This is a genomic window from Nocardioides exalbidus (genome assembly GCF_900105585.1).
Lineage (GTDB): Bacteria > Actinomycetota > Actinomycetes > Propionibacteriales > Nocardioidaceae > Nocardioides > Nocardioides exalbidus.
Map to the genome: position 1 here is coordinate 4,158,947 of NZ_FNRT01000002.1, position 18,095 is coordinate 4,177,041.

Annotated in this window: 21 protein-coding genes; 8 read left to right on the forward strand and 13 right to left on the reverse strand. The window is 71.1% G+C overall.

The window, feature by feature from the left end:
* Positions 1–5: 5 nt before the first annotated feature.
* Genes pdxT through BLV76_RS20220 form a run of 4 tightly spaced genes read right to left on the reverse strand, consistent with a single transcriptional unit; the run spans position 6 to position 3,059 of the window.
* Complete coding sequence (pdxT, locus tag BLV76_RS20205; protein ID WP_090971568.1) at positions 6–614, reverse strand: pyridoxal 5'-phosphate synthase glutaminase subunit PdxT; 609 nt, start codon at positions 612–614, stop codon at positions 6–8.
* A gap of 48 nt (positions 615–662) precedes the next feature.
* Positions 663–1,571 carry a pyridoxal 5'-phosphate synthase lyase subunit PdxS gene (gene pdxS, locus BLV76_RS20210; RefSeq protein ID WP_090971570.1) on the reverse strand — a complete coding sequence of 303 codons (909 nt, stop codon included), beginning with the start codon at positions 1,569–1,571 and terminating at the stop codon, positions 663–665.
* A 54-nt stretch (positions 1,572–1,625) separates the two neighbouring features.
* Positions 1,626–2,249: a phosphatidylinositol phosphate synthase gene (gene pgsA / locus BLV76_RS20215; RefSeq protein ID WP_090971572.1), complete on the reverse strand. Its 624-nt coding sequence runs from the start codon at positions 2,247–2,249 to the stop codon at positions 1,626–1,628.
* Positions 2,250–2,258: 9 nt separating this feature from the next.
* Positions 2,259–3,059, reverse strand: a complete 801-nt coding sequence (locus BLV76_RS20220; protein ID WP_175539769.1) for an inositol monophosphatase family protein — start codon at positions 3,057–3,059, stop codon at positions 2,259–2,261.
* Between the two features lie 71 nt (positions 3,060–3,130).
* Here BLV76_RS20220 and BLV76_RS23405 point away from each other — a divergent pair, with 71 nt between their 5' ends.
* Together BLV76_RS23405 and BLV76_RS20225 are read left to right on the forward strand one after the other, a co-directional pair.
* Positions 3,131–3,265, forward strand: coding sequence for a hypothetical protein (locus BLV76_RS23405; RefSeq protein WP_281246175.1), 135 nt, complete (start codon positions 3,131–3,133; stop codon positions 3,263–3,265).
* Positions 3,262–4,404, forward strand: a complete 1,143-nt coding sequence (locus BLV76_RS20225; RefSeq protein ID WP_217630405.1) for a N(5)-(carboxyethyl)ornithine synthase — start codon at positions 3,262–3,264, stop codon at positions 4,402–4,404. Before BLV76_RS23405 ends, BLV76_RS20225 begins: the two co-directional genes overlap by 4 nt.
* A gap of 12 nt (positions 4,405–4,416) precedes the next feature.
* Here BLV76_RS20225 and BLV76_RS20230 read toward each other — a convergent pair whose 3' ends face one another.
* Positions 4,417–4,914 (reverse strand): HIT family protein, encoded by a 498-nt coding sequence (locus tag BLV76_RS20230; RefSeq protein WP_090971574.1) that lies wholly within the window; start codon positions 4,912–4,914, stop codon positions 4,417–4,419.
* A 23-nt stretch (positions 4,915–4,937) separates the two neighbouring features.
* Here BLV76_RS20230 and BLV76_RS20235 point away from each other — a divergent pair, with 23 nt between their 5' ends.
* Entirely contained in the window at positions 4,938–5,435 is a 498-nt protein-coding gene (locus tag BLV76_RS20235; RefSeq protein ID WP_090971576.1) for a GNAT family N-acetyltransferase, read from the forward strand.
* Here the strand turns inward: BLV76_RS20235 and BLV76_RS20240 are convergent.
* Positions 5,417–6,739, reverse strand: coding sequence for a hypothetical protein (locus BLV76_RS20240; RefSeq protein ID WP_090971578.1), 1,323 nt, complete (start codon positions 6,737–6,739; stop codon positions 5,417–5,419). The genes BLV76_RS20235 and BLV76_RS20240 overlap by 19 nt on opposite strands.
* Positions 6,740–6,801: 62 nt before the next feature.
* Here BLV76_RS20240 and BLV76_RS20245 point away from each other — a divergent pair, with 62 nt between their 5' ends.
* A complete protein-coding gene (locus BLV76_RS20245; protein ID WP_217630406.1) occupies positions 6,802–7,386 on the forward strand; it encodes an LOG family protein in 585 nt (194 codons plus the stop codon).
* Positions 7,387–7,400: 14 nt separating this feature from the next.
* On the opposite strand, the gene BLV76_RS20250 is transcribed toward BLV76_RS20245, so the two are convergent.
* Entirely contained in the window at positions 7,401–7,943 is a 543-nt protein-coding gene (locus tag BLV76_RS20250) for a P-loop nucleotide/nucleoside kinase family protein (RefSeq protein ID WP_090971580.1), read from the reverse strand.
* Between the two features lie 616 nt (positions 7,944–8,559).
* On the opposite strand from BLV76_RS20250, the gene BLV76_RS22930 reads away from it, so the two are divergent.
* Genes BLV76_RS22930 through BLV76_RS23435 form a run of 3 tightly spaced genes read left to right on the forward strand, consistent with a single transcriptional unit; the run spans position 8,560 to position 10,015 of the window.
* Positions 8,560–9,111, forward strand: coding sequence for an IS110 family transposase (locus BLV76_RS22930; RefSeq protein WP_217630407.1), 552 nt, complete (start codon positions 8,560–8,562; stop codon positions 9,109–9,111).
* Between the two features lie 25 nt (positions 9,112–9,136).
* Positions 9,137–9,754, forward strand: coding sequence for a transposase (locus BLV76_RS22935; RefSeq protein WP_217630408.1), 618 nt, complete (start codon positions 9,137–9,139; stop codon positions 9,752–9,754).
* Between the two features lie 9 nt (positions 9,755–9,763).
* Complete coding sequence (locus BLV76_RS23435) at positions 9,764–10,015, forward strand: hypothetical protein (protein ID WP_090971582.1); 252 nt, start codon at positions 9,764–9,766, stop codon at positions 10,013–10,015.
* 38 nt (positions 10,016–10,053) lie between these two features.
* On the opposite strand, the gene BLV76_RS20265 is transcribed toward BLV76_RS23435, so the two are convergent.
* Positions 10,054–10,599 carry an HNH endonuclease signature motif containing protein gene (locus BLV76_RS20265; RefSeq protein WP_090971584.1) on the reverse strand — a complete coding sequence of 182 codons (546 nt, stop codon included), beginning with the start codon at positions 10,597–10,599 and terminating at the stop codon, positions 10,054–10,056.
* 196 nt (positions 10,600–10,795) lie between these two features.
* On the opposite strand from BLV76_RS20265, the gene BLV76_RS20270 reads away from it, so the two are divergent.
* Entirely contained in the window at positions 10,796–11,197 is a 402-nt protein-coding gene (locus tag BLV76_RS20270) for a hypothetical protein (RefSeq protein ID WP_090971586.1), read from the forward strand.
* Positions 11,198–11,704: 507 nt separating this feature from the next.
* On the opposite strand, the gene BLV76_RS20275 is transcribed toward BLV76_RS20270, so the two are convergent.
* From BLV76_RS20275 to BLV76_RS20295, 5 genes are all read right to left on the reverse strand, one after another.
* On the reverse strand, positions 11,705–12,862 hold the full coding sequence (locus BLV76_RS20275; RefSeq protein ID WP_090971588.1) for a MalY/PatB family protein: 1,158 nt from the start codon (positions 12,860–12,862) through the stop codon (positions 11,705–11,707).
* 12 nt (positions 12,863–12,874) lie between these two features.
* Positions 12,875–13,315: a hypothetical protein gene (locus BLV76_RS20280; RefSeq protein WP_090971590.1), complete on the reverse strand. Its 441-nt coding sequence runs from the start codon at positions 13,313–13,315 to the stop codon at positions 12,875–12,877.
* 7 nt (positions 13,316–13,322) lie between these two features.
* Entirely contained in the window at positions 13,323–15,314 is a 1,992-nt protein-coding gene (thrS, locus tag BLV76_RS20285; RefSeq protein WP_090971592.1) for a threonine--tRNA ligase, read from the reverse strand.
* Between the two features lie 84 nt (positions 15,315–15,398).
* The gene (locus BLV76_RS20290) at positions 15,399–17,201 is read right to left on the reverse strand and encodes an ABC transporter ATP-binding protein (protein WP_090971594.1); all 1,803 of its coding nucleotides are present in this window, start codon (positions 17,199–17,201) and stop codon (positions 15,399–15,401) included.
* A gap of 29 nt (positions 17,202–17,230) precedes the next feature.
* The gene (locus BLV76_RS20295; RefSeq protein WP_090971595.1) at positions 17,231–18,076 is read right to left on the reverse strand and encodes a DICT sensory domain-containing protein; all 846 of its coding nucleotides are present in this window, start codon (positions 18,074–18,076) and stop codon (positions 17,231–17,233) included.
* Between the last annotated feature and the right edge of the window lie 19 nt (positions 18,077–18,095).

Genomic DNA, 18,095 nt, shown 5'->3' on the forward strand with positions numbered 1-18,095 from the left:
TGCGGTCACCGGACCGAGCGCACCAGGTCCACGAACATGCCGTGGACCCGGTCGTCGCTGCCGACCTCCGGATGGAACGAGGTCGCCATCAGGGGGCCCTGACGCACCGCGACGATCCTACCCACGGCCGGTCCCGAGCCGACCCGAGCCAGCACCTCGACGTCGTCGCCGACCGACTCGACCCACGGCGCACGGATGAAGACCGCCCGCACCGGGTCGGCCAGGCCGTCGACGTCGAGGTCCTCCTCGAACGAGTCGACCTGGCGGCCGAAGGCGTTGCGGCGCACCGTGATGTGCAGCCCGCCGATGGTCTCCTGGCCCGGCGCACCGTCCTCGATCCGGTCGGCCAGCATGATCATCCCGGCGCAGGTCCCGAAGACCGGCAGCCCGCCGGCGACGGCCTCGCGCAGCGGCTCGAGCAGCTCGAAAATCCGGGCCAGCTTGGCCATCGTCGTGGACTCCCCGCCCGGGACGACGAGGCCGTCGCAGGCCGCGAGCTCACCCGGTCGGCGTACGGAGACCGGGTCCGCGCCCAGCGAGCGCAGGGCTGCGAGGTGCTCGCGGACGTCGCCCTGGAGGGCGAGCACGCCGATGGTGGGGTGGGCTGCAGGCACACCCGGAGGGTAGGACCTGCGCGGCTCGGGCCGGGCGAGGGGTACGGACTACCAGCCGCGCTCGGCGAACTGGATCGACCGGGCGGGCTCGTCGACGTTGATGCCGACCATCGCCTCGCCGAGGCCGCGCGAGACCTTGGCGACCACGTCGGGGTCGTCGAAGAAGGTCGTCGCCTTGACGATCGCCTCGGCGCGCTGGGCCGGGTTGCCCGACTTGAAGATGCCGGAGCCGACGAAGACGCCCTCGGCGCCGAGCTGCATCATCATCGCGGCGTCGGCCGGGGTGGCGATGCCGCCGGCGGTGAAGAGGACGACCGGCAGCTTGCCCGCGACCGCGACCTCCTTGACCAGCTCGTAGGGCGCCTGCAGCTCCTTGGCCGCGACGTAGAGCTCGTCCTCGGCCATGCCGTGCAGGCGGTTGAGCTCGGCGCGGATGGTGCGCATGTGGGTGACCGCGTTGGACACGTCACCGGTGCCGGCCTCGCCCTTGGAGCGGATCATCGCCGCGCCCTCGGTGATCCGGCGCAGGGCCTCGCCGAGGTTGGTCGCGCCGCACACGAAGGGGGCGGTGAACGCCCACTTGTCGATGTGGTTCGTGTAGTCGGCCGGGGTCAGCACCTCGGACTCGTCGATGTAGTCGACACCGAGCGACTGGAGCACCTGCGCCTCGGCGAAGTGGCCGATCCGGGCCTTCGCCATCACCGGGATGGAGACGGCCTCGATGATGCCGTCGATCATGTCGGGGTCGCTCATCCGGGACACGCCGCCCTGGGCGCGGATGTCGGCGGGGACGCGCTCGAGGGCCATGACGGCGACGGCCCCGGCGTCCTCGGCGATCTTCGCCTGCTCGGCGGTCACCACGTCCATGATCACGCCGCCCTTGAGCATCTCGGCCATGCCGCGCTTCACGCGGCTGGTGCCGTGCTCGAGGGGGGTCTCTGCAGTCTGCTCAGCCATGGTCCGATCGTAGTGCGGACTCATCCGAAAGGAGGCACCGGGACCGGTGCTCGATCAGGCCTGCGCGGCCGCGCGGGCGAGCGCCTGGCGGCGTACGACCCAGATGCGCTGCACCACCGTCACGGTGGCCGCCGCGGCGAGCGCCCACAGCGAGACGTAGAGCAGCCACCACAGGTCGAGCAGGTCGGCGAAGAAGGCCGGCACGAGCATGCCGACGAGGCGGTCAGGGCGCTCGGCGATGCCGACCTTGGCGTCGTAGCCGAGGTGGTCGGCCTTGGCGCGGGCGTAGGACGTCACGGCGCCCATCACGAGGATGACGAGGCACAGCACGAGGTAGAGGTGGCTCTCGCGGTGCCAGGCGAAGAAGAGGGCGAGGCCACCGAAGAGGGCGCCGTCGGCGATGCGGTCCAGCGTCGAGTCGAGGAAGGCGCCGAAGTCGTCCTTGCGCCCCGTCTTGCGGGCCATCGCGCCGTCGATCAGGTCGCTGAAGACGAAGGCGGTGATGAACAGGACGCCCTGCCACACCCAGCCCTGCGCGAAGAAGAACAGCGCGCCGAAGCTGACGCCGAGCGTGCCGACCAGCGTCACCACGTCGGGGCTGATGCCCAGGCGGATGAAGAGGTTGATGAAGGGCGCGAGCATGACGCCCTGCCAGAACTGCTTGAACCGATCGAGCACGGCCGAAGGCTACCGGGCGCCGGGCTCGTCGATCAGCGCGGCTCGGACGTCCGCGACGGCCCGGGGCGCCCCGGTCACCGTCCAGTCCACGCCGGCGGCGGGTACGACGACGGACTCGCCGCCCGCACCGCGGACGATCGCCGCTCCCGGGAGCCGGTCCCAGTCGGCGACGGAGTGCTGGAAGAGCACGTCCCACTGGCCCGAGGCGATCGCCATCGCGTCCATCGTCCCGGAGCCGAGCATCCGCAGCGTGCCGACCTGCCCGAGCGCCCGGGAGAAGGCGTCACCGACCTCGCTGCCGAAGAACGGCGGGTGCAGGTAGGTCGTGGCGCACCGCGACCCGGTGGCCGTGTCGGGCAGGTCGGCGAGGCGTACGTCGTCGCAGGTGCTGGGCAGGTCGGGCCCGCCGACCCAGGTCCGGTGGGTCGCGGCGTGGTGCACCGCGCCGAGCAGCACGTCGTCCTCGCCGGTCAGCGCGATCGCGCTGCACCACCAGTCGCTGCCGCGGGAGAAGTTGTAGGTGCCGTCGACCGGGTCGATCACCCAGGTGCGTCCCGAGGTGCCGGGTCGTGACGTGCCCTCCTCCCCCACGATCGCGTCGTCCGGTCGCTCGGCCGCCAGCCGGTCGACGATCAGCCGCTCGGCGGACGTGTCGGCCTGGGTCACGATGTCGGAGCCGCTGGACTTGAAGTCGATGTCGAGGCCCTCGGCGCGGATCCGGGCTGCGAGCGTCGCGGCCTCACGGACCAGGTCGGCCGCGAGGGCGGCGTCGGCTGCGAGGGACTCGTCGGACAGGGAGGTGTCGTCCACGGGAGCCACGTTAGTGGGAGCGCGTAGTGTGGCGAGACGGAGCCATCCAGGCTTCCGACGAGGGAGCCCCGATGAGCGACAAGTCGCCGCGGCAAGGCATGTCCAAGAAGTCCGGCAAGTCCATCAAGGAGAAGCGTGCCGAGAAGCACGCGAAGGCCGCCGGGAAGGGCGACTCCACCGAGCCGTTCATGCCGAAGAAGAAGTGAGCCCGCTCAGCCTCGGCATCGTCGGGACCTCGGCCAAGGAGAACGAGCACCGTCTCCCCCTCCACCCCGAGCACCTGCACCGGCTCGCGCCCGAGGTGGCCGCGAGGACCACGCTCGAGCACGGCTACGCCGCCCGCTTCGGCATCGACGACACCGACCTCGCGGCACACGTCGCGGGCTTCGCCTCGCGTGAGGAGATCATCGCGACCGCGGACGTGGTCGTGCTGCCGAAGCCGCAGCACGAGGACGTGGCCGCGATGCACGCCGGGCAGGTCCTGTGGGGGTGGCCGCACTGCGTGCAGGACACCGAGCTGACGCAGCTGGCCATCGATCGCGAGCTGACGCTGATCGCCTTCGAGGCGATGAACCACTGGACCCGCGACGGCTACGTCGGGCTGCACGTCTTCCACAAGAACAACGAGCTGGCTGGCTACTGCTCGGTGCTGCAGGCCATGGAGCTCGTCGGCATCACCGGCGACTACGGGCGCCGGCTGAGCGCGGTGGTGATCGGCTTCGGGGCGACCGCCCGCGGGGCCGTCACCGCCCTCAAGGCCCACGGCGTCGGTGACGTCGCGGTCCTCACCACCCGTGGTGTGGCGGCGGTGGGCTCGCCGATCCACTCGGTGCTGATCCGCCAGTTCGACCACGACCCCGACGACCCCGGCGCCAGCATGGTGATCACCGACCGCGGCCGCGAGCCGCTGGCGGCGTACCTCGCCGAGAACGACATCGTCGTCAACTGCACGCTGCAGGACACCGCGGCGCCGCTGACCTACCTCCGCACCGAGGACCTCGCGGGGTTCCGGACGGGCAGCCTCATCGTCGACGTCTCGTGCGACGAGGGCATGGGCTTCTCGTGGGCGGTGCCGACGACCTTCGACGAGCCGATGTTCACGGTTGGCGACGGCGTCCACTACTACGCGGTCGACCACAGTCCGTCCTACCTGTGGAGCTCGGCGACCTGGGAGAACAGCGAGGCGCTGCTGCCGTTCATCGACACCGTGGTGGGCGGCCCCGAGGCGTGGGCCGACGACGAGACGATCACGCGGGCGATCGAGATCCAGGACGGGCGGATCCGCAACCCCGCGATCCTGGCCTTCCAGGGGCGCGGCGCGGAGCACCCCCACCCCATCGCCTGAGCCCGCGACGGGTCAGGCGTCGGCCCACGCCCCCGCGATGAGGTCTCGGGTGTCCTCGAGCAGCTGGGGCAGCATCTTGGTGCCGCCGACGACCGTGATGAAGTTGGCGTCCCCGGTCCACCGCGGGACGACGTGCTGGTGGAGGTGCTCGGACAGCGAGCCGCCTGCCGAGCGGCCGAGGTTGAGCCCGATGTTGAAGGCGTGGGGGCTGCTGACCGCCCGGATCGCGCGCAGCGAACGCTGGGTCATCGCCATCAGCTCGCTCGACTCGGCCTCGGTGAGGTCGGCCAGGTCGGCGACGTGCCGGTAGGGCAGCACCATGAGGTGGCCGGGGTTGTAGGGGTGCAGGTTGAGCACGACGTAGGTCGACTCGCCCCGCGCCACGACGAGCGACTCGTCGTCGGGGTGCCCCGGGATCGCGCAGAACGGGCAGCCCTCGTCGTCCGCGGACGTGCGGACGTAGGCCATCCGGTGCGGCGTCCAGATCCGCTCGAGCCCGTCGTTGTCCATGCCGACGATCCTAGGGTGGTCGCATGACGTCGATCCGACCGGCCAGTGGTGCCGACATGGCCGCTGTGGCCGACCTGTGGCACGAGGGCTGGCACGACGGGCACGCCGGTCGGGTGCCCGAGGGCCTCACCGCGGCCCGGACGATGGAGGCCTTCCACGAGCGCACGCCCTCGCGGGTGGCCGACACGACTGTCGCCGTGTCGGACTCCGGTGAGCTGCTCGGCTTCGTGATGGTCGCCGGTGACGAGGTGGAGCAGGTGTTCGTCGGCCGCGGTGCGCGCGGCAGCGGGGTCGCCGGCGTGCTGCTCGACGAGGGCGAGCGGCAGGTTGCAGCGGCCGGCCACGACGTCGCCTGGCTCGCGGTGGTCGAGGGCAACGCCCGCGCCCGGGCGTTCTACGAGAAGCGTGGCTGGCGTGACGGGGGCGAGCTGCCCTACTCGGTCACGGCCGCGGGTGAGGTCTTCGTCTCGCCGTGCCGCCGCTACGAGAAGGCGGTCGGGGCTCAGGGGCCGAGGCTGTAGGAGACCCCGGGTCGGCTCAGGGAGCCCAGCGTCACGCTGCTCCCCCGGCCGCTCGCAGCCACCTCGACCGTGACGCCGACCGGCTGCGACCAGGTGACGTCGACCTGGTCGCTGATCCGGCCGCTCCGGTGGACGCGGAAGGTGGCCCCGGCGACATCGGTGTGGTCGTCTCCCGGTCCGTGCCTGGTCCAGGCGATGACGCCCCGGCCGTTGGTGGCGACGGAGAGGTCCATGGCCTCGCCGGCGGCCGCCGCCGTCGTGGTCGTCGTACGCCACGCGAGGTCGTGCACCCGGGGCCTGCTCCGCGAGGGCGGCCAGGTCGCGAACCGGGGCGTCGCGACCCGCGGCTCGACCAGCGCCTGCCACGACGCGAGCCCGACACCGGCGCCGGTGATCGCGGCGTCGGCCGTCAGCACGCCGCGGGTCCAGCGCGAGGACCAGGTGCGTGGGTGACCGGCCCTGCCGCTGAGCAGGACGACCCGCTCGTCGACGCCGTTGACCTTGCCGGTCGAGCGAGTCTCGACGAGGGTCACGGCGAGGCGCTGGCCGACGAGGTCGATGGCTGCCGGACGGATGCCGCCGTCGGGGAACCGCTGCGCGAACCGCTCGGTCCAGCGTCCGGTGTCGCCGTCGTACGACTCCAGGGCGAGGCGGCCGCCGAACCAGTAGCCGGGCTCGTCCTCGAAGCCGGCGCCCCGCAGGGCGACGACGTCACCCCGGTCGTCGATCGCGGCGACCATGGTGTCGCCGTTGACGCCGCGCTCGCGGCGTCGGACGTCGCGCCACCCGAGGTCGGGGTGGTAGCTCGTGACGTGGTGCGGGCGGCCGTACTGGCTGTTGCTCGTGAAGGCGACGAACTTTCCGCGGGGCGAGAAGTCCAAGGACCCGAGGACCCCCTCCCGGCGGACGTGCCAGGCCCAGCCGCCGTCACCGGTCCAGACGAGCTCGGCCAGCGTGGTCGGCGGGTCCTCGAAGTCGGTCTGCTGCTGGCACTCGACTGCCACGGCGAGGCTGCCGGCGGCGGCCGCCGCCTCGACCGGGCGGCAGTAGTCGGCGTCGGGCACCGTCAGCACCTCGGTGACCGGACCGAGGGTCCCGTCGGGCGCGCGCCGCTGGTCGTAGACCGTCGCCTCGTCCGGTCCGCCGACGCTGACCAGCGCGGTGGTCCCGTCGCCGACCGCGATTGCCAGGGCGTGTCCACCCGCTTCCTCGAGGGTGGCCCAGCCCTCCGCGGCGTCCGCCCGGACCGGTACGACGACCAGCGCCGCGGCGAGCGCGACGGACAGGTGGCGGAGCTGCGGCACTGCGGACCTCCCAAGCACGGTGGTCCTCGACCGTACTCGTCACCGCTTCCTAGACTCGGCGCGTGAGTCGAACGATCCGGCGCGTCGCCGTCTTCTGTGCCTCCAGCCCGGGCGTCGACCCGGCCCTCGCGCGCGCGTCGTACGACGTCGGGCGGGCGCTGGCCGAGCGCGGCATCGGGCTGGTCTACGGCGGTGGTGGGCACGGGCTGATGCACGAGGTGTCGCAGGGTGCCCTCGACGCCGGTGGCGAGGTGATCGGCGTGATCCCGCACTCGATGGTCGCGCGCGAGTGGGGTCGCGACGACCTCACCGAGCTGCACGTCGTCGACACGATGCACGAGCGCAAGGCCCTGATGGCCGAGCTCGCCGACGCGTTCCTGTGCCTGCCCGGCGGCCTCGGCACGCTCGAGGAGATCATCGAGGTGTGGAGCTGGCGCTACATCGGCTTCAACGACGACCCGGTCGGCTTCCTCAACCTCGGCGGCACCTGGACGCCGTTCCTCGACTCGCTCCGCGGCCTCGCCGATGCCGGCTTCATGCGGCCCGAGGTCCTCGAGGACGTTGTGGTCGCCGACGACGTCGACACCGCGCTCGCGGGGCTCACCTCCCGGCTCGGGGCTGCGTTCGGCGACAAGCTGCGAGGGTGAGTCGAGGTCGGCCGCTAGGCCCGAGGACGGCCGCCCTCCAGCAGCGCGAGCACCTGTCCGGCCAACGAGTCGGCGTCGAGTGGCTCCTCCGTGTCGACGCGGACCAGCTCACCGACGCGCAGCGGGCCGCGGAACGCTTCGCGCATGGCTCGAACGCCCTCCGCCAGCTCATCCGGCGACCGGACCGGGTCGTGGTGGCCAGGGTGACGGCTCCGACCCGCGAACCTCGCCGTCGCGACCTCGACCGGACACTCGCAGAACACCTCGACGATCGACGAGGCGATGCCGCGCAACCTCGCTGGTGACGCGCGGTGGTCCCACCAGTTCACGACGACCGCCGCCTGAGATGCCGCGGCGAGGGCGTACAGCACCTCGTCGCTCGCCCGGCTGAGCCGGTGCCGCTCGTCCCGATCGGGACACCCGAGACTGTCGAACAAGGCTTCGAGGATCGCGTCCTTGTCGATGAGCGGCAGGCCCAGTCGTTCGCTGAGAGCCGTGCCCACCTTCGTCTTCCCACTCGCCGGAAGACCCGAGATCACGACGAGTCGAGCCTGCACGGTCTCATCTTGGCAGGTGGTTCGGCCGTGCGGGCGGACAGAGCCTCACTCCGTGAGGCGCAGACGCATCGCGGCAGATCCGGACGTTCAGGGCGCGTGGGCGGTCAGTGCCGAGGCTTCCTTCTTGGCGGTCGTTCAGTGGGCTCCGGCCGCCTCATCAGCCGCACGCGATCGACTCCGTCCCGTCCACACACGACGTCGATCCGAAAGTCTTCCTCGCGGTACTCGCGAAGGTCTGGATGCTTCTCGCGCAGGTACCTTCCCCAGTCTCGTGACCGCGCATCTGGCCCTTCGAGCCATTCGATCTCGATCCATTCGTCGCGCTCCATCCCGACAGGATCGCAGCACCGTCCGGCGGCAACGTCGGAATCGCGCACAACCGCTCATCGGCTACTAGGAGACTTCCCTGCAGGATCGGTGTCTGGCCAGACTCTGGTCTAGGTGATCGGCGGGACGCTCTTTTATCGGCTGCCCACCGGCTGGTGTGGCTCTCATCTGGACTGCGACCCGTCGACCACCGTGACGAGGAGTGGCTCCAGAGGGGTCTGCCCAGCTCGTAGTAGCAATGCCCACCTCGTCGACTCTTCCGATTTCCAAGCGAGGACGAGGTGAGCACATGAGCAGCACGAAGGCAGTGATCATCGGGGTTGATCCCCACAAGATGTCGGTGACGATCGAGGTCGTCGACACCCGCGAACGGTTGCTCGGTAGGGCTCGGTTCGACACCGACAAGGCCGGGTATGCCGCGATGTGCCGTTATGTGAAGCAGTGGCCTGCCCGGCTGTGGGCGGTCGAGGGAGCCAACGGTGCCGGCCGTCCGTTGGCTCAACGGCTCCTTGCCGCCGGGGAGCAAGTGGTCGATGTCCCGGCCAAGCTCGCGGCGCGGGTGCGGCTCTTCGACACCGGCCACAACCGCAAGACCGACGCCCTGGACGCCCACTCCGTCGCCGTCGTCGCGGTCCGCACCGACGGACTGCGGGAGCTGACCGAGGACGGTGAGCTCGAAGCGCTGCGGATGCTCACCGACCGCCGCGATGAGCTGGCCCACCAGCGCGTCCAGACCGTCAACCGGTTGCAGCGCCTGCTCAGCGAACTGCTGCCTGGCCAGCGCAAACGCGACCTGTCCGCCACGCAGGCCAAAGCCATTCGCCACCATCAGGCCTCGTGACATCGCAGGCAAGACCCGACGGCGGATGGCTGCCGAAGAGGTCGCGGACCTGGTCGCGGTCGACGCCAAGCTCAAGCGCATTAAGGCCGAGTTGAAGGCCGCGGTCACTGCTCGCGGCTCACACCTGATGGACCTCTACGGAGTAGGACCGGCTGGTGCGGCCCGGGTCCTGGCTGATGTCGGTGACGTGGCCCGGTTCGCTGATCGCAACCGGTTCGCGTCCTGGACCGGGACCGCGCCCCTGGACGCCTCGTCCGGTGAGCAGAACCGCCACCGACTCTCACGTGCGGGGAACCGGCGGATGAACCACGTCCTGCACGTCGCGGCGATCGTGCAGATCCGTCACGACACCGAGGGCCGCGCCTACTACCGACGCAAACTCGCCGCCGGCAAGACACCGATGGAAGCACTGCGGTGCCTGAAACGACGCCTGTCCGACGTCGTCTATCGCCAGCTCGTCGCCGACGCCCAGCAACTCGCTGGAGCGGGTCCGGGAGGGCACTGCGGGGCGACACTTCAATCCAGCGCGGCCGACTCACACCCGCTCATCGACACTTCGGATCAGCCACTTCCCGGACCCGCGAAGCCGACGCTACGCCGACCATCAGCCGGCCGGAAGACCCTCACCAAAGCCGCTCCTTGACACAGAGGGGTGCCAGATCCGGACGTTGCCACGGGCGGGAACAACGTCCTGCTCTACGCCGTCGCGGCCGCCGTCATCGGTGGCACCAGCCTCTTCGGTGGCCGGGGCCGGGCGATCGACGCCGTCATCGGCGGCCTGGTGATCGCGACCATCTCCAACGGTCTCGGCCTGCTCAACCAGGCGGCCACCGCTGAGGCTGCGCTGCGCGCGTGTCGGTTTGAAGAGCAGACCCGCCTCCGTTCTGGCGAGGCCTGGACGTGACCGCGGCCCCGCCATCGTGGTGACTGGCGGGGGGCGGGTCATGGTCGTTCGGGTGGCTCGGGCTCGGCCGGGTTCATCGGGTTGATCTGCGTGGTGCCGGTGCGGTCGCGTCGGAACTGGTGGCCGTGGGGGCTGGTCCATTCGAAGACGCCGGGCGCGACCATCTGGTAGTGCCAGGTGGTGAAGGTCTTGAGCCGGTGGTGGGAGCGGCACAGGCAGGCGAGGTTGTCGGACCGTGTGGGTCCGGGTTGTGGTCTGCCTTCTGCTTCGGCGTGATGGTCGTACGCGGTGACGTGGTCGATGTCGCAGCCACGGGCGGGTCGGGTGCAGTGGGGGAAGACGCAGGTGCGGTCGCGCAGGATGACCTGTTCGCGGATGCGGTCGGGGATGTCGTAGCCGGGCGTGGCGAGGTTGTGGTTGAGGTCGATGACCGGCTTCACGGTCACCTTCGTCCGGCTGTCGCCGCACCAGGACTGAAGCTGTTCGAGGAGCAGGAGCTTCTGCCGGTTTTCCATCCGTCCGGTGGGCCCGAACACCGTGCCCTCGGCGGTGATGTCTGCGTCGAAGTGGGCGTGGAGGACCACCTCTCGCGCCGGCGGGAAGGTTGGGGAGGTCGGGTCTCGATACGCCTCCTCGTTCCTCGTCGGCCACTCGACCACCTGAAGAGAGGTCGAGGGCGGTCTGGGTGCGGGCGAGGTTGCCGAGGGCCTTGGCGCGGCGCACGTCGAGGGTCTCGGTGGAGCCGAGGGCTTTCTGCGTCGCGGCGTCACGGCTGAGGGCGTGGTCGAGGTCGATGCCGTCGGCGAGGTCGAGGTCGGCCTCGACGTGGACGGTGCCGGCGAAGTGCACGTCCTGATCCAGGACGGTGACGTGCCGCGGGTCGACGTACAGGTACCCGTCCTCCGGGTCAGCCGCCCGATCCGGTTGAGCGAGCTGGAACCTCTTGATGGCTTCTGCGACGAGGCGGTCGAGCTGCGCGACACCGACCTTTCCCGCGACAGCCGTGACCTGGTCGTCGACCCACCCGGCCGCCTCACGCGTCAGCGAAGGAACCGCGTGGATCGTCGCTTCCGCGATGGACCGGGCACGCCACGCCGGAACCGTGCCGACGTGGACCTGACCCCACAGCCTGGGGAGGCGGTGGCGGAGCTCGAGGGCGTGCCCGATCAGCTTCTTCGCTGACGTGGTGGAGATCCCGAGAACGGCTCCGAGCTCGGCCACACAGAACTCGGCCACCAGCGGGCAGCCGTCCCCAGCGATCGGCTCCTCGTGCTCGGAGCCGGGGGTGGTGAACGCTGCGGCGAGGTGGGTCGACTCGGGCGGGTGGAGGTCGGCCCAGCGGGCGGAGGTCACCAGCAGGTCGGCTGCGGCCCGGTTCTCGGCTGCATTCTGCGAGCGTGCGTGGCGCAGGAGGTCGGAGGCGGTGAGGTCGTCAACCTTCGCCTGCTCGACCACTGCTAGCGCTTCGCTCATGTGTTCGATTGTAGGCGACGGGTCCGACAGTGGCCACGGACGGAGGTGCGAGGTTCGGTCAAGAGGAGGTCTGGTCTCGGGACGAGCGCGGGCGCCCTCCTCGACCAACGGTGGATAATTGATCGGCCTTGGTTTCGACACGCTCGCTGGCGCTCGCTGCTCAACCAGCGGCCGGGGCTCAACCAGCGGCGGGCTGGCGGGGCGCGTGACGGGTCGTCAGGTCCAGGCCTTGGCGAGCCGCTCGATGACCTCCGTGAGCCGGTCGGGCGAGGTCGCGATGTTGAGGCGGACCTGGCTGCCGGCGCCAGGGGCGTAGGAGGTCCCGGCGCTCACCATGACGCGGCCGCGCTCGAGCGCGACGGCTGCCGCGTCGTCGTGGCCGTAGGCGGAGGCGTCGAGCCAGGCGAGGTACGTCGCCTCCAGCGGGCGCATCCGCACCTCGGGCAGGTGCGCCTCGAGCAGGTCGCCGAGGAGCGCGCGCTGCTGGTCGAGCCGCTCGACGAGCGAGGCGAGCCACGGGTCGCCGTCGTCGTAGGCCGCCTTCGCCGCGACGATGCCGGCGCTCGAGTAGGACTCGTTGCGCGACATCGGCTGGTCGAGGAGCCGCTGCCGGGCGTCGGGGTCGGGGACGACGAGCTGGGCACACCGCAGGCCGGCGGTGTTGAACGCCTTCGACGCGGCGACCACGGCGATCGCGTGGTCGTGGGTGCCCTCGATCGACAGGTAGGAGACGTGCTCGGCACCCGGCAGGACGAGCGGGGCGTGGATCTCGTCGCAGACGACCCGGGCTCCGTGGCGCACCACCACGTCGCGGATGCCCTCGAGCTCGGCCCGGGTGAAGACCCGGCCCCACGGGTTGTGCGGCTGCGTGAGGATCAGCGTCTGCGCGCCGTCGGCGAAGGCGCGGTCGAGCCGGTCGAGGTCGATCTCCGCACGGTCGGCGGAGGCCGGGACCTCGAGGTGGACCTCCTCGCGACCGGTGACCGAGGCGAGCCCGTGGTGGGCGTTGTAGCCCGGGATCGGGAGGATCACGCCGCCCGGTCCGCTGAACACCTCGATCGCGATCCGCACCCCGGCCGTCACGTCCACGACGGGGTGCACCGCCTCGGGCTCCGGCGCCCAGCCGAAGTGCCGCGCCGACCAGCCGGCGTACGACTCGGCGAGCTCGGGGTCCCACCCGAAGAGCGGGTAGCCGGTGATCCCGTCGGCCACCATCCGCGCCAGCGCGTCGAGCACCACCGGGTCGACGGCGTAGTCCATCTCCGCGACCCAGGCGGGCAGCACGTCGGCCGGCACGCCCCACTTCAGCGGCAGCTTGCGGCGTGCCTCCTCGTCGGTGAGGTCGACGATCGGCCGGCGTCCCAGGTCTGTCACGAACTCGTCTCCTCAGTGCCAGTTCACGGTCTGCAGGATGCTGACGACCAGCACCTCGCGGTCCTGCATGTCGCGCGCCTCGGCGAGCGCTCCTGCGTAGGAGTCGTGCTCGTGGCTGATCCAGTGGCCGTCCGGCCCGCGCTCGCTGCCGTTGCCGTCGAGGGCGGCGTAGGGGCCGTCCACCGCCTCACTGGTCCCGGCCCACTCGCGCACCACGGTGCCGCGGTCGACGACGGCCAGTCGCTCGGCCAGCTGGATCACCTTGTAGCCCATCGGCACGCGCTTCTCGAAGTCGCCCCAGTCACCGAAGTCGCGCCGGTCGCCGGCCGGCCAGGTGCGCCCGAAGCGCATGCCCGCCACCAGCACCCAGCGCGTCTCGTCGGCGGCCGCGTCGAACGGCGCACCCCCGCCCTCGGGCCAGTCGTAGGTGACCTGGTCGTCGGACGGGGGCACGCGCGGCTCAGACCTGCTCGCGGCTCGCCACGGCGGCGGCGACCCGCTCGATCGCCTCCGCGAGGGGTACGCCGTTGTCCTGGCGGCCGTCGCGGTAGCGGAAGCTGACCGCGCCCTTCTCGACGTCGTCGTCACCGGCGATCAGCATGAACGGCACCTTCGAGAGCTGCGCGTTGCGGATCTTCTTCTGCATCCGGTCGTCGGAGTCGTCGACCTCGACGCGCAGCCCCTGTGACTTCATCTGCTTCGCGATGTCGAACAGGTAGTCGTTGTGGCGCTCCGCAATCGGGATGCCCTGGACCTGGACCGGGGCGAGCCAGGGCGGGAAGGCGCCGGCGTAGTGCTCGACGAGCACGCCGATGAACCGCTCGATGGAGCCGAACTTCGCGGAGTGGATCATCACCGGCTGCTTGCGGGTGCCGTCGGCGGCGACGTACTCGAGGTCGAAGCGGTCGACGGCGGGCTGGTTGAAGTCGTACTGGATGGTCGACATCTGCCAGGTCCGGCCGATGGCGTCCTTGGCCTGCACCGAGATCTTCGGGCCGTAGAAGGCGGCACCGCCCGGGTCGGGGACGAGGTCCACGCCGAACTTGCGCGCGGCGGTCTCGAGCACCGAGGTGGCGGTCTCCCACTGGTCGTCGGAGCCGATGAACTTGTCGGGCTTGGAGTCGTCGCGGGTCGACAGCTCGAAGTAGTAGTCGTCGAGGCCGAAGTCCTTGAGCAGGCCGGTGACGAAGGTCAGCAGGTGCTCGACCTCGGCCGGTGCCTGCTCCGGGGTGACGTAGGAGTGCGAGTCGTCCTGGGTCATCGCGCGGACGCGGGTCAGGCCGTGCACGACACCGGACTTCTCGTAGCGGTAGACCGACCCGAACTCGAAGAACCGCAGCGGCAGCTCACGGTAGGAGCGCTGCCGCGAGCGGTAGATGAGGTTGTGCATCGGGCAGTTCATCGCCTTGAGGCGGTATTCAGCGTGCTCCATCTCCATCGGCGGGAACATGGTGTCCGCGTAGTAGGGCAGGTGCCCGGAGGTGTGGAACAGCCCGTCCTTGCTGATGTGCGGGGTGCCGACGTAGTCGAAGCCCTCCTCGAGGTGCCGACGGCGGACGTAGTCCTCCATCTCCCGCTTGATCACGCCGCCGCGGGGGTGGAACACGGCCATACCGGAGCCGATCTCGTCGGGGAACGAGAACAGGTCGAGCTCGCGGCCGAGCTTGCGGTGGTCGCGGCGCTCGGCCTCCTCGATGCGGTGCAGGTGCTCGTCGAGCGCCTCCTTCGACTCCCAGGCGGTGCCGTAGATGCGCTGGAGCTGCTTGTTCTTCTCGTCACCGCGCCAGTAGGCCGCCGCGCTCCGCATGAGCTTGAACGCGGGGATCCGCTTGGTGGTCGGCAGGTGCGGGCCACGGCACAGGTCGGACCACTTCGCCTCGCCGTTGCGGCCGATGTTGTCGTAGATGGTGAGCTCGCCGGCGCCGACCTCGACGCTGGCACCTTCGGTGTCCGCGGTGCCTGCACCGCCCTTCAGCCCGATGAGCTCGATCTTGTAGGGCTCGTCCTTGAGCTCGTCGAGCGCCTCGGCGTCGGTGGTGACCCGACGCTCGAAGCGCTGGTTCTCCTTGATGATCTTGCGCATCGCGGACTCGATCTTGACCAGGTCCTCTGGCACGAACGGGGTCTCGACGTCGAAGTCGTAGTAGAAGCCGTTGTCGATCGGCGGACCGATGCCGAGCCTGGCCTCCGGCCAGATCTGCTGGACGGCCTGGGCCATCACGTGCGCGGTCGAGTGGCGCAGGATGTCGCGGCCGTCGGCGCTGTCGATGGCGACACCCTCGACCTCGTCACCGTCGGAGAGCTCGTAGGCCAGGTCCTTCAGGCTGCCCGCCACGCGAGCCGCGACCACGTCGGCGTCGTCGCGGAACAGCTCCCAGGCCTTGGTGCCCGTCGTGACGGTGGTCTCCGCACGCTGATCGGCGTGGATGCGGACGACCTTGATGTCGGACACGAGAGCTCCTGTGAGTGGTGGTGAGAGATGGGGCGGATGTCACCGCGAGCCTATCGGCCGCCCGCCGGTCGACTCACCCCGGTTTCACCCGGCCTGCGGCTGCTCGGTGAGCTCGCCGGTCTGCACGCGCCAGAGGGCGGCGTACGCCCCGTCGTGCTCGAGCAGCTGGTCGTGGGTGCCCGCCTCGACGACGCGGCCGGCGTCGAGCACCCAGATGCGGTGCGCGTGGCGGACGGTCGAGAGGCGGTGGGCCACCACGATCGCCGTGCGCCGGGCCGTGGCCTTGCGCAGCGAGCGCTGGATGGCCGCCTCGGTCTCGTTGTCGACGGCGCTGGTGGCCTCGTCGAGGACCAGCACCGCCGGGTCGCGCAGCAGCGCCCGCGCGAGGGCGAGGCGCTGGCGCTGGCCGCCGGACAGGGTGACCCCGCGCTCGCCGACCCAGGAGTCGAGGCCGTCGGGCATCGCCTCGATGAAGTCGAGGGCGGCCGCGCCCTCCGCCGCCGCGAGGATCTCCTCGCGGGTGGCCCCGGGGCGGCCGTAGGCGATGTTGTCGGCGACGGATCCGGCGAACATGAAGACGTCCTGGGCGACGTAGCCGAGCGAGCCGCGCAGCGAGTCCCAGTCGAGGTCGCGGACGTCCTGGCCGTCGAAGTGCACGGTCCCGGCGCGCGGGTCGTCGAAGCGCAGCACGAGCCGGAGGAGGGACGACTTGCCGGAGCCGGTCGACCCCACGATCGCGTGGGTCTCCCCCGCCGGCACGACCATGTCGATGGCGTGGAGGACGTCGGGACCGTCGGCGTAGCCGGCCCGTACGCCGCGCAGCTCGACGCGGCCGCGCACCGGCCGCTCGAGGGCGGTCGAGCCGGCCGGCACCGTGACCGGCACCTCGAGCAGGCCGAGGATGCGGGCGGCCGACGCGCGGCCCCGCTGGTAGAGGTCGAGCACCTCGGCGACCTCGGTGAGCGGCCAGAGCAGGCGCTGGGTCATGAAGACGAGCACGGAGTAGAGGCCGATCGCGAGGTCGCCGCGCAGGGTCGCCCAGCCGCCGAGCAGCAGGGTGCAGGTGAAGCCGGTGAGGATCGCCACCCGCACCAGCGGCACGAACGCCGCCGAGGAGCGGATGGCGGCGGTGTTGGCCTCGCGGTAGGCCTGCGACACCGCGGCCACGCGGTCGCGCTCGCGGTCCTCGGCCGTGAACGCCTTGATCGTCGCGATGCCGGAGATGTTGGACGAGAGGGTGCTCGAGAGGTCCGCGACCGCGACGCGAACCCGGTCGTAGAGCGGCTCGAGGCGCCTCTGGAAGACCAGCGAGCCGACCACGATCACCGGGATCGGCAGGAACGCGAACAGCAGCAGCTGGCCGGACGCCGCGGCGAAGACGGCGCCGACGAGCAGCACGTTGAGCGTGGTCTGCAGGATCGCCGGTGCGCCGACGTCGAGGAAGCGCTCGAGCTGGTTGACGTCGTCGTTGAGGGTCGCCAGCGTCGACCCGGCCGGCCGGCTCTCGTGCCAGCCGAGGTCGAGGTGCTGCACGTGGTCGTAGGCCTCGACGCGCATGTCGTGCTCGACGCCCTGGGCCAGGCCGCGCCACAGCACGCTGGCGACGTACTCGCTCAGCGACTCGATGATCCACACGACCGCGTTGATGACCGCGAGCCAGCCGAGCTGGGCGAAGCGCGACTCGACGCCGAGCACCTCGCCGACCAGCGACTGGTCGCCACGCACCACGACGTCGACGGCGGCGCCGATGAGCAGCTCGGGCACCACGTCGGCGACCTTGTTGACCGTCGAGGCGACGACGGCGCCGACGAAGCGGGAGCGGTAGGCGCCATAGCGCTGCCAGAGCGAGCGCAACGGCTGGACGGCGGCGGGGAGGTCCTCGGGCACACGAGGAGGTTAGGTGACCCTCACCTGTCTCAGCGCATCGCCGTCGCGTCGAGGTAGTCGATCATCCGGTCGAAGAGATCGCTCACGCGCCGCAGGTCGTCGGAGGCCGGGACCGGTTCTCCCAGCGGCTCCGGGTCCGCACCCTCGCGCCAGTCCGTGCGGAGCTCGTCGGCCAGGGCGCCGCACAGGGTGCTGGCGTCGCGCACGACGACGGGGTCGACCGACCACACGGCCTCGAACACGCGCTCGCCGTCGGCCGGCTGCCCGGGCCGCTCGACGGCGACCAGGCACGCCGGCAGGTCGGCCGCGTCACACACCACGAACCACTCCCGCTGCAGGGGGGACTCGTGCGGGAGCGGGATCTCGACGAGGACCTCGTCCGCCGGGGCCTCGCCGTGGAGGTCGACGAAGACGGTGGTGAGGCGGGCGGTGCGGGCCAGCTCGCGCCACCGGGCGTAGGAGGGGCGCAGGAAGGTCTCGCGCTGGAAGCCGCCGAACAGCACCGGGTCGGCGGCCCGGGCGCAGCACTCGTCCTCGATCGCGTGGCTCATCGAGACCAGGGTCCGGCGCGAGAGGAGCTGGGGACGCAGCACCGGGTGGCGCCTCCTCAGCTCGGCGAAGAGCGAGCCCGACCGGGTCGGCGGCTCGACGCCGCGCTGCACGGCCGCTGCGAGCGACAACCCGCTGCGGCGCCGCTCCAGCACCGCGTGCACCGCGTCCACGTCGGACTCCGAGTAGCGGCGGTGCCCGCCCGGCTGGCGACTCGGGCGCGGAAAGCCGTAGCGCTTCTCCCAGCTGCGCAGCGTCGCGACGGGTACCCCTGTCCTGGTGGCCAGGTCGCCGATGGTGAGGGAGACGCGAGAGCTGGTGTCCACGGATCGAGTCTCCTTTGCA

Bases quoted from the DNA above. Each gene is read 5' to 3' on its own strand.
- pdxS (WP_090971570.1), bottom strand. From the start codon at position 1,571: ATGGCTGAGCAGACTGCAGAGACCCCCCTCGAGCACGGCACCAGCCGC.
- BLV76_RS23405 (WP_281246175.1), top strand. From the start codon at position 3,131: ATGAGCGACAAGTCGCCGCGGCAAGGCATGTCCAAGAAGTCCGGCAAG.
- BLV76_RS20230 (WP_090971574.1), bottom strand. From the start codon at position 4,914: ATGGACAACGACGGGCTCGAGCGGATCTGGACGCCGCACCGGATGGCC.
- BLV76_RS20235 (WP_090971576.1), top strand. From the start codon at position 4,938: ATGACGTCGATCCGACCGGCCAGTGGTGCCGACATGGCCGCTGTGGCC.
- BLV76_RS22930 (WP_217630407.1), top strand. From the start codon at position 8,560: ATGAGCAGCACGAAGGCAGTGATCATCGGGGTTGATCCCCACAAGATG.
- BLV76_RS22935 (WP_217630408.1), top strand. From the start codon at position 9,137: ATGGCTGCCGAAGAGGTCGCGGACCTGGTCGCGGTCGACGCCAAGCTC.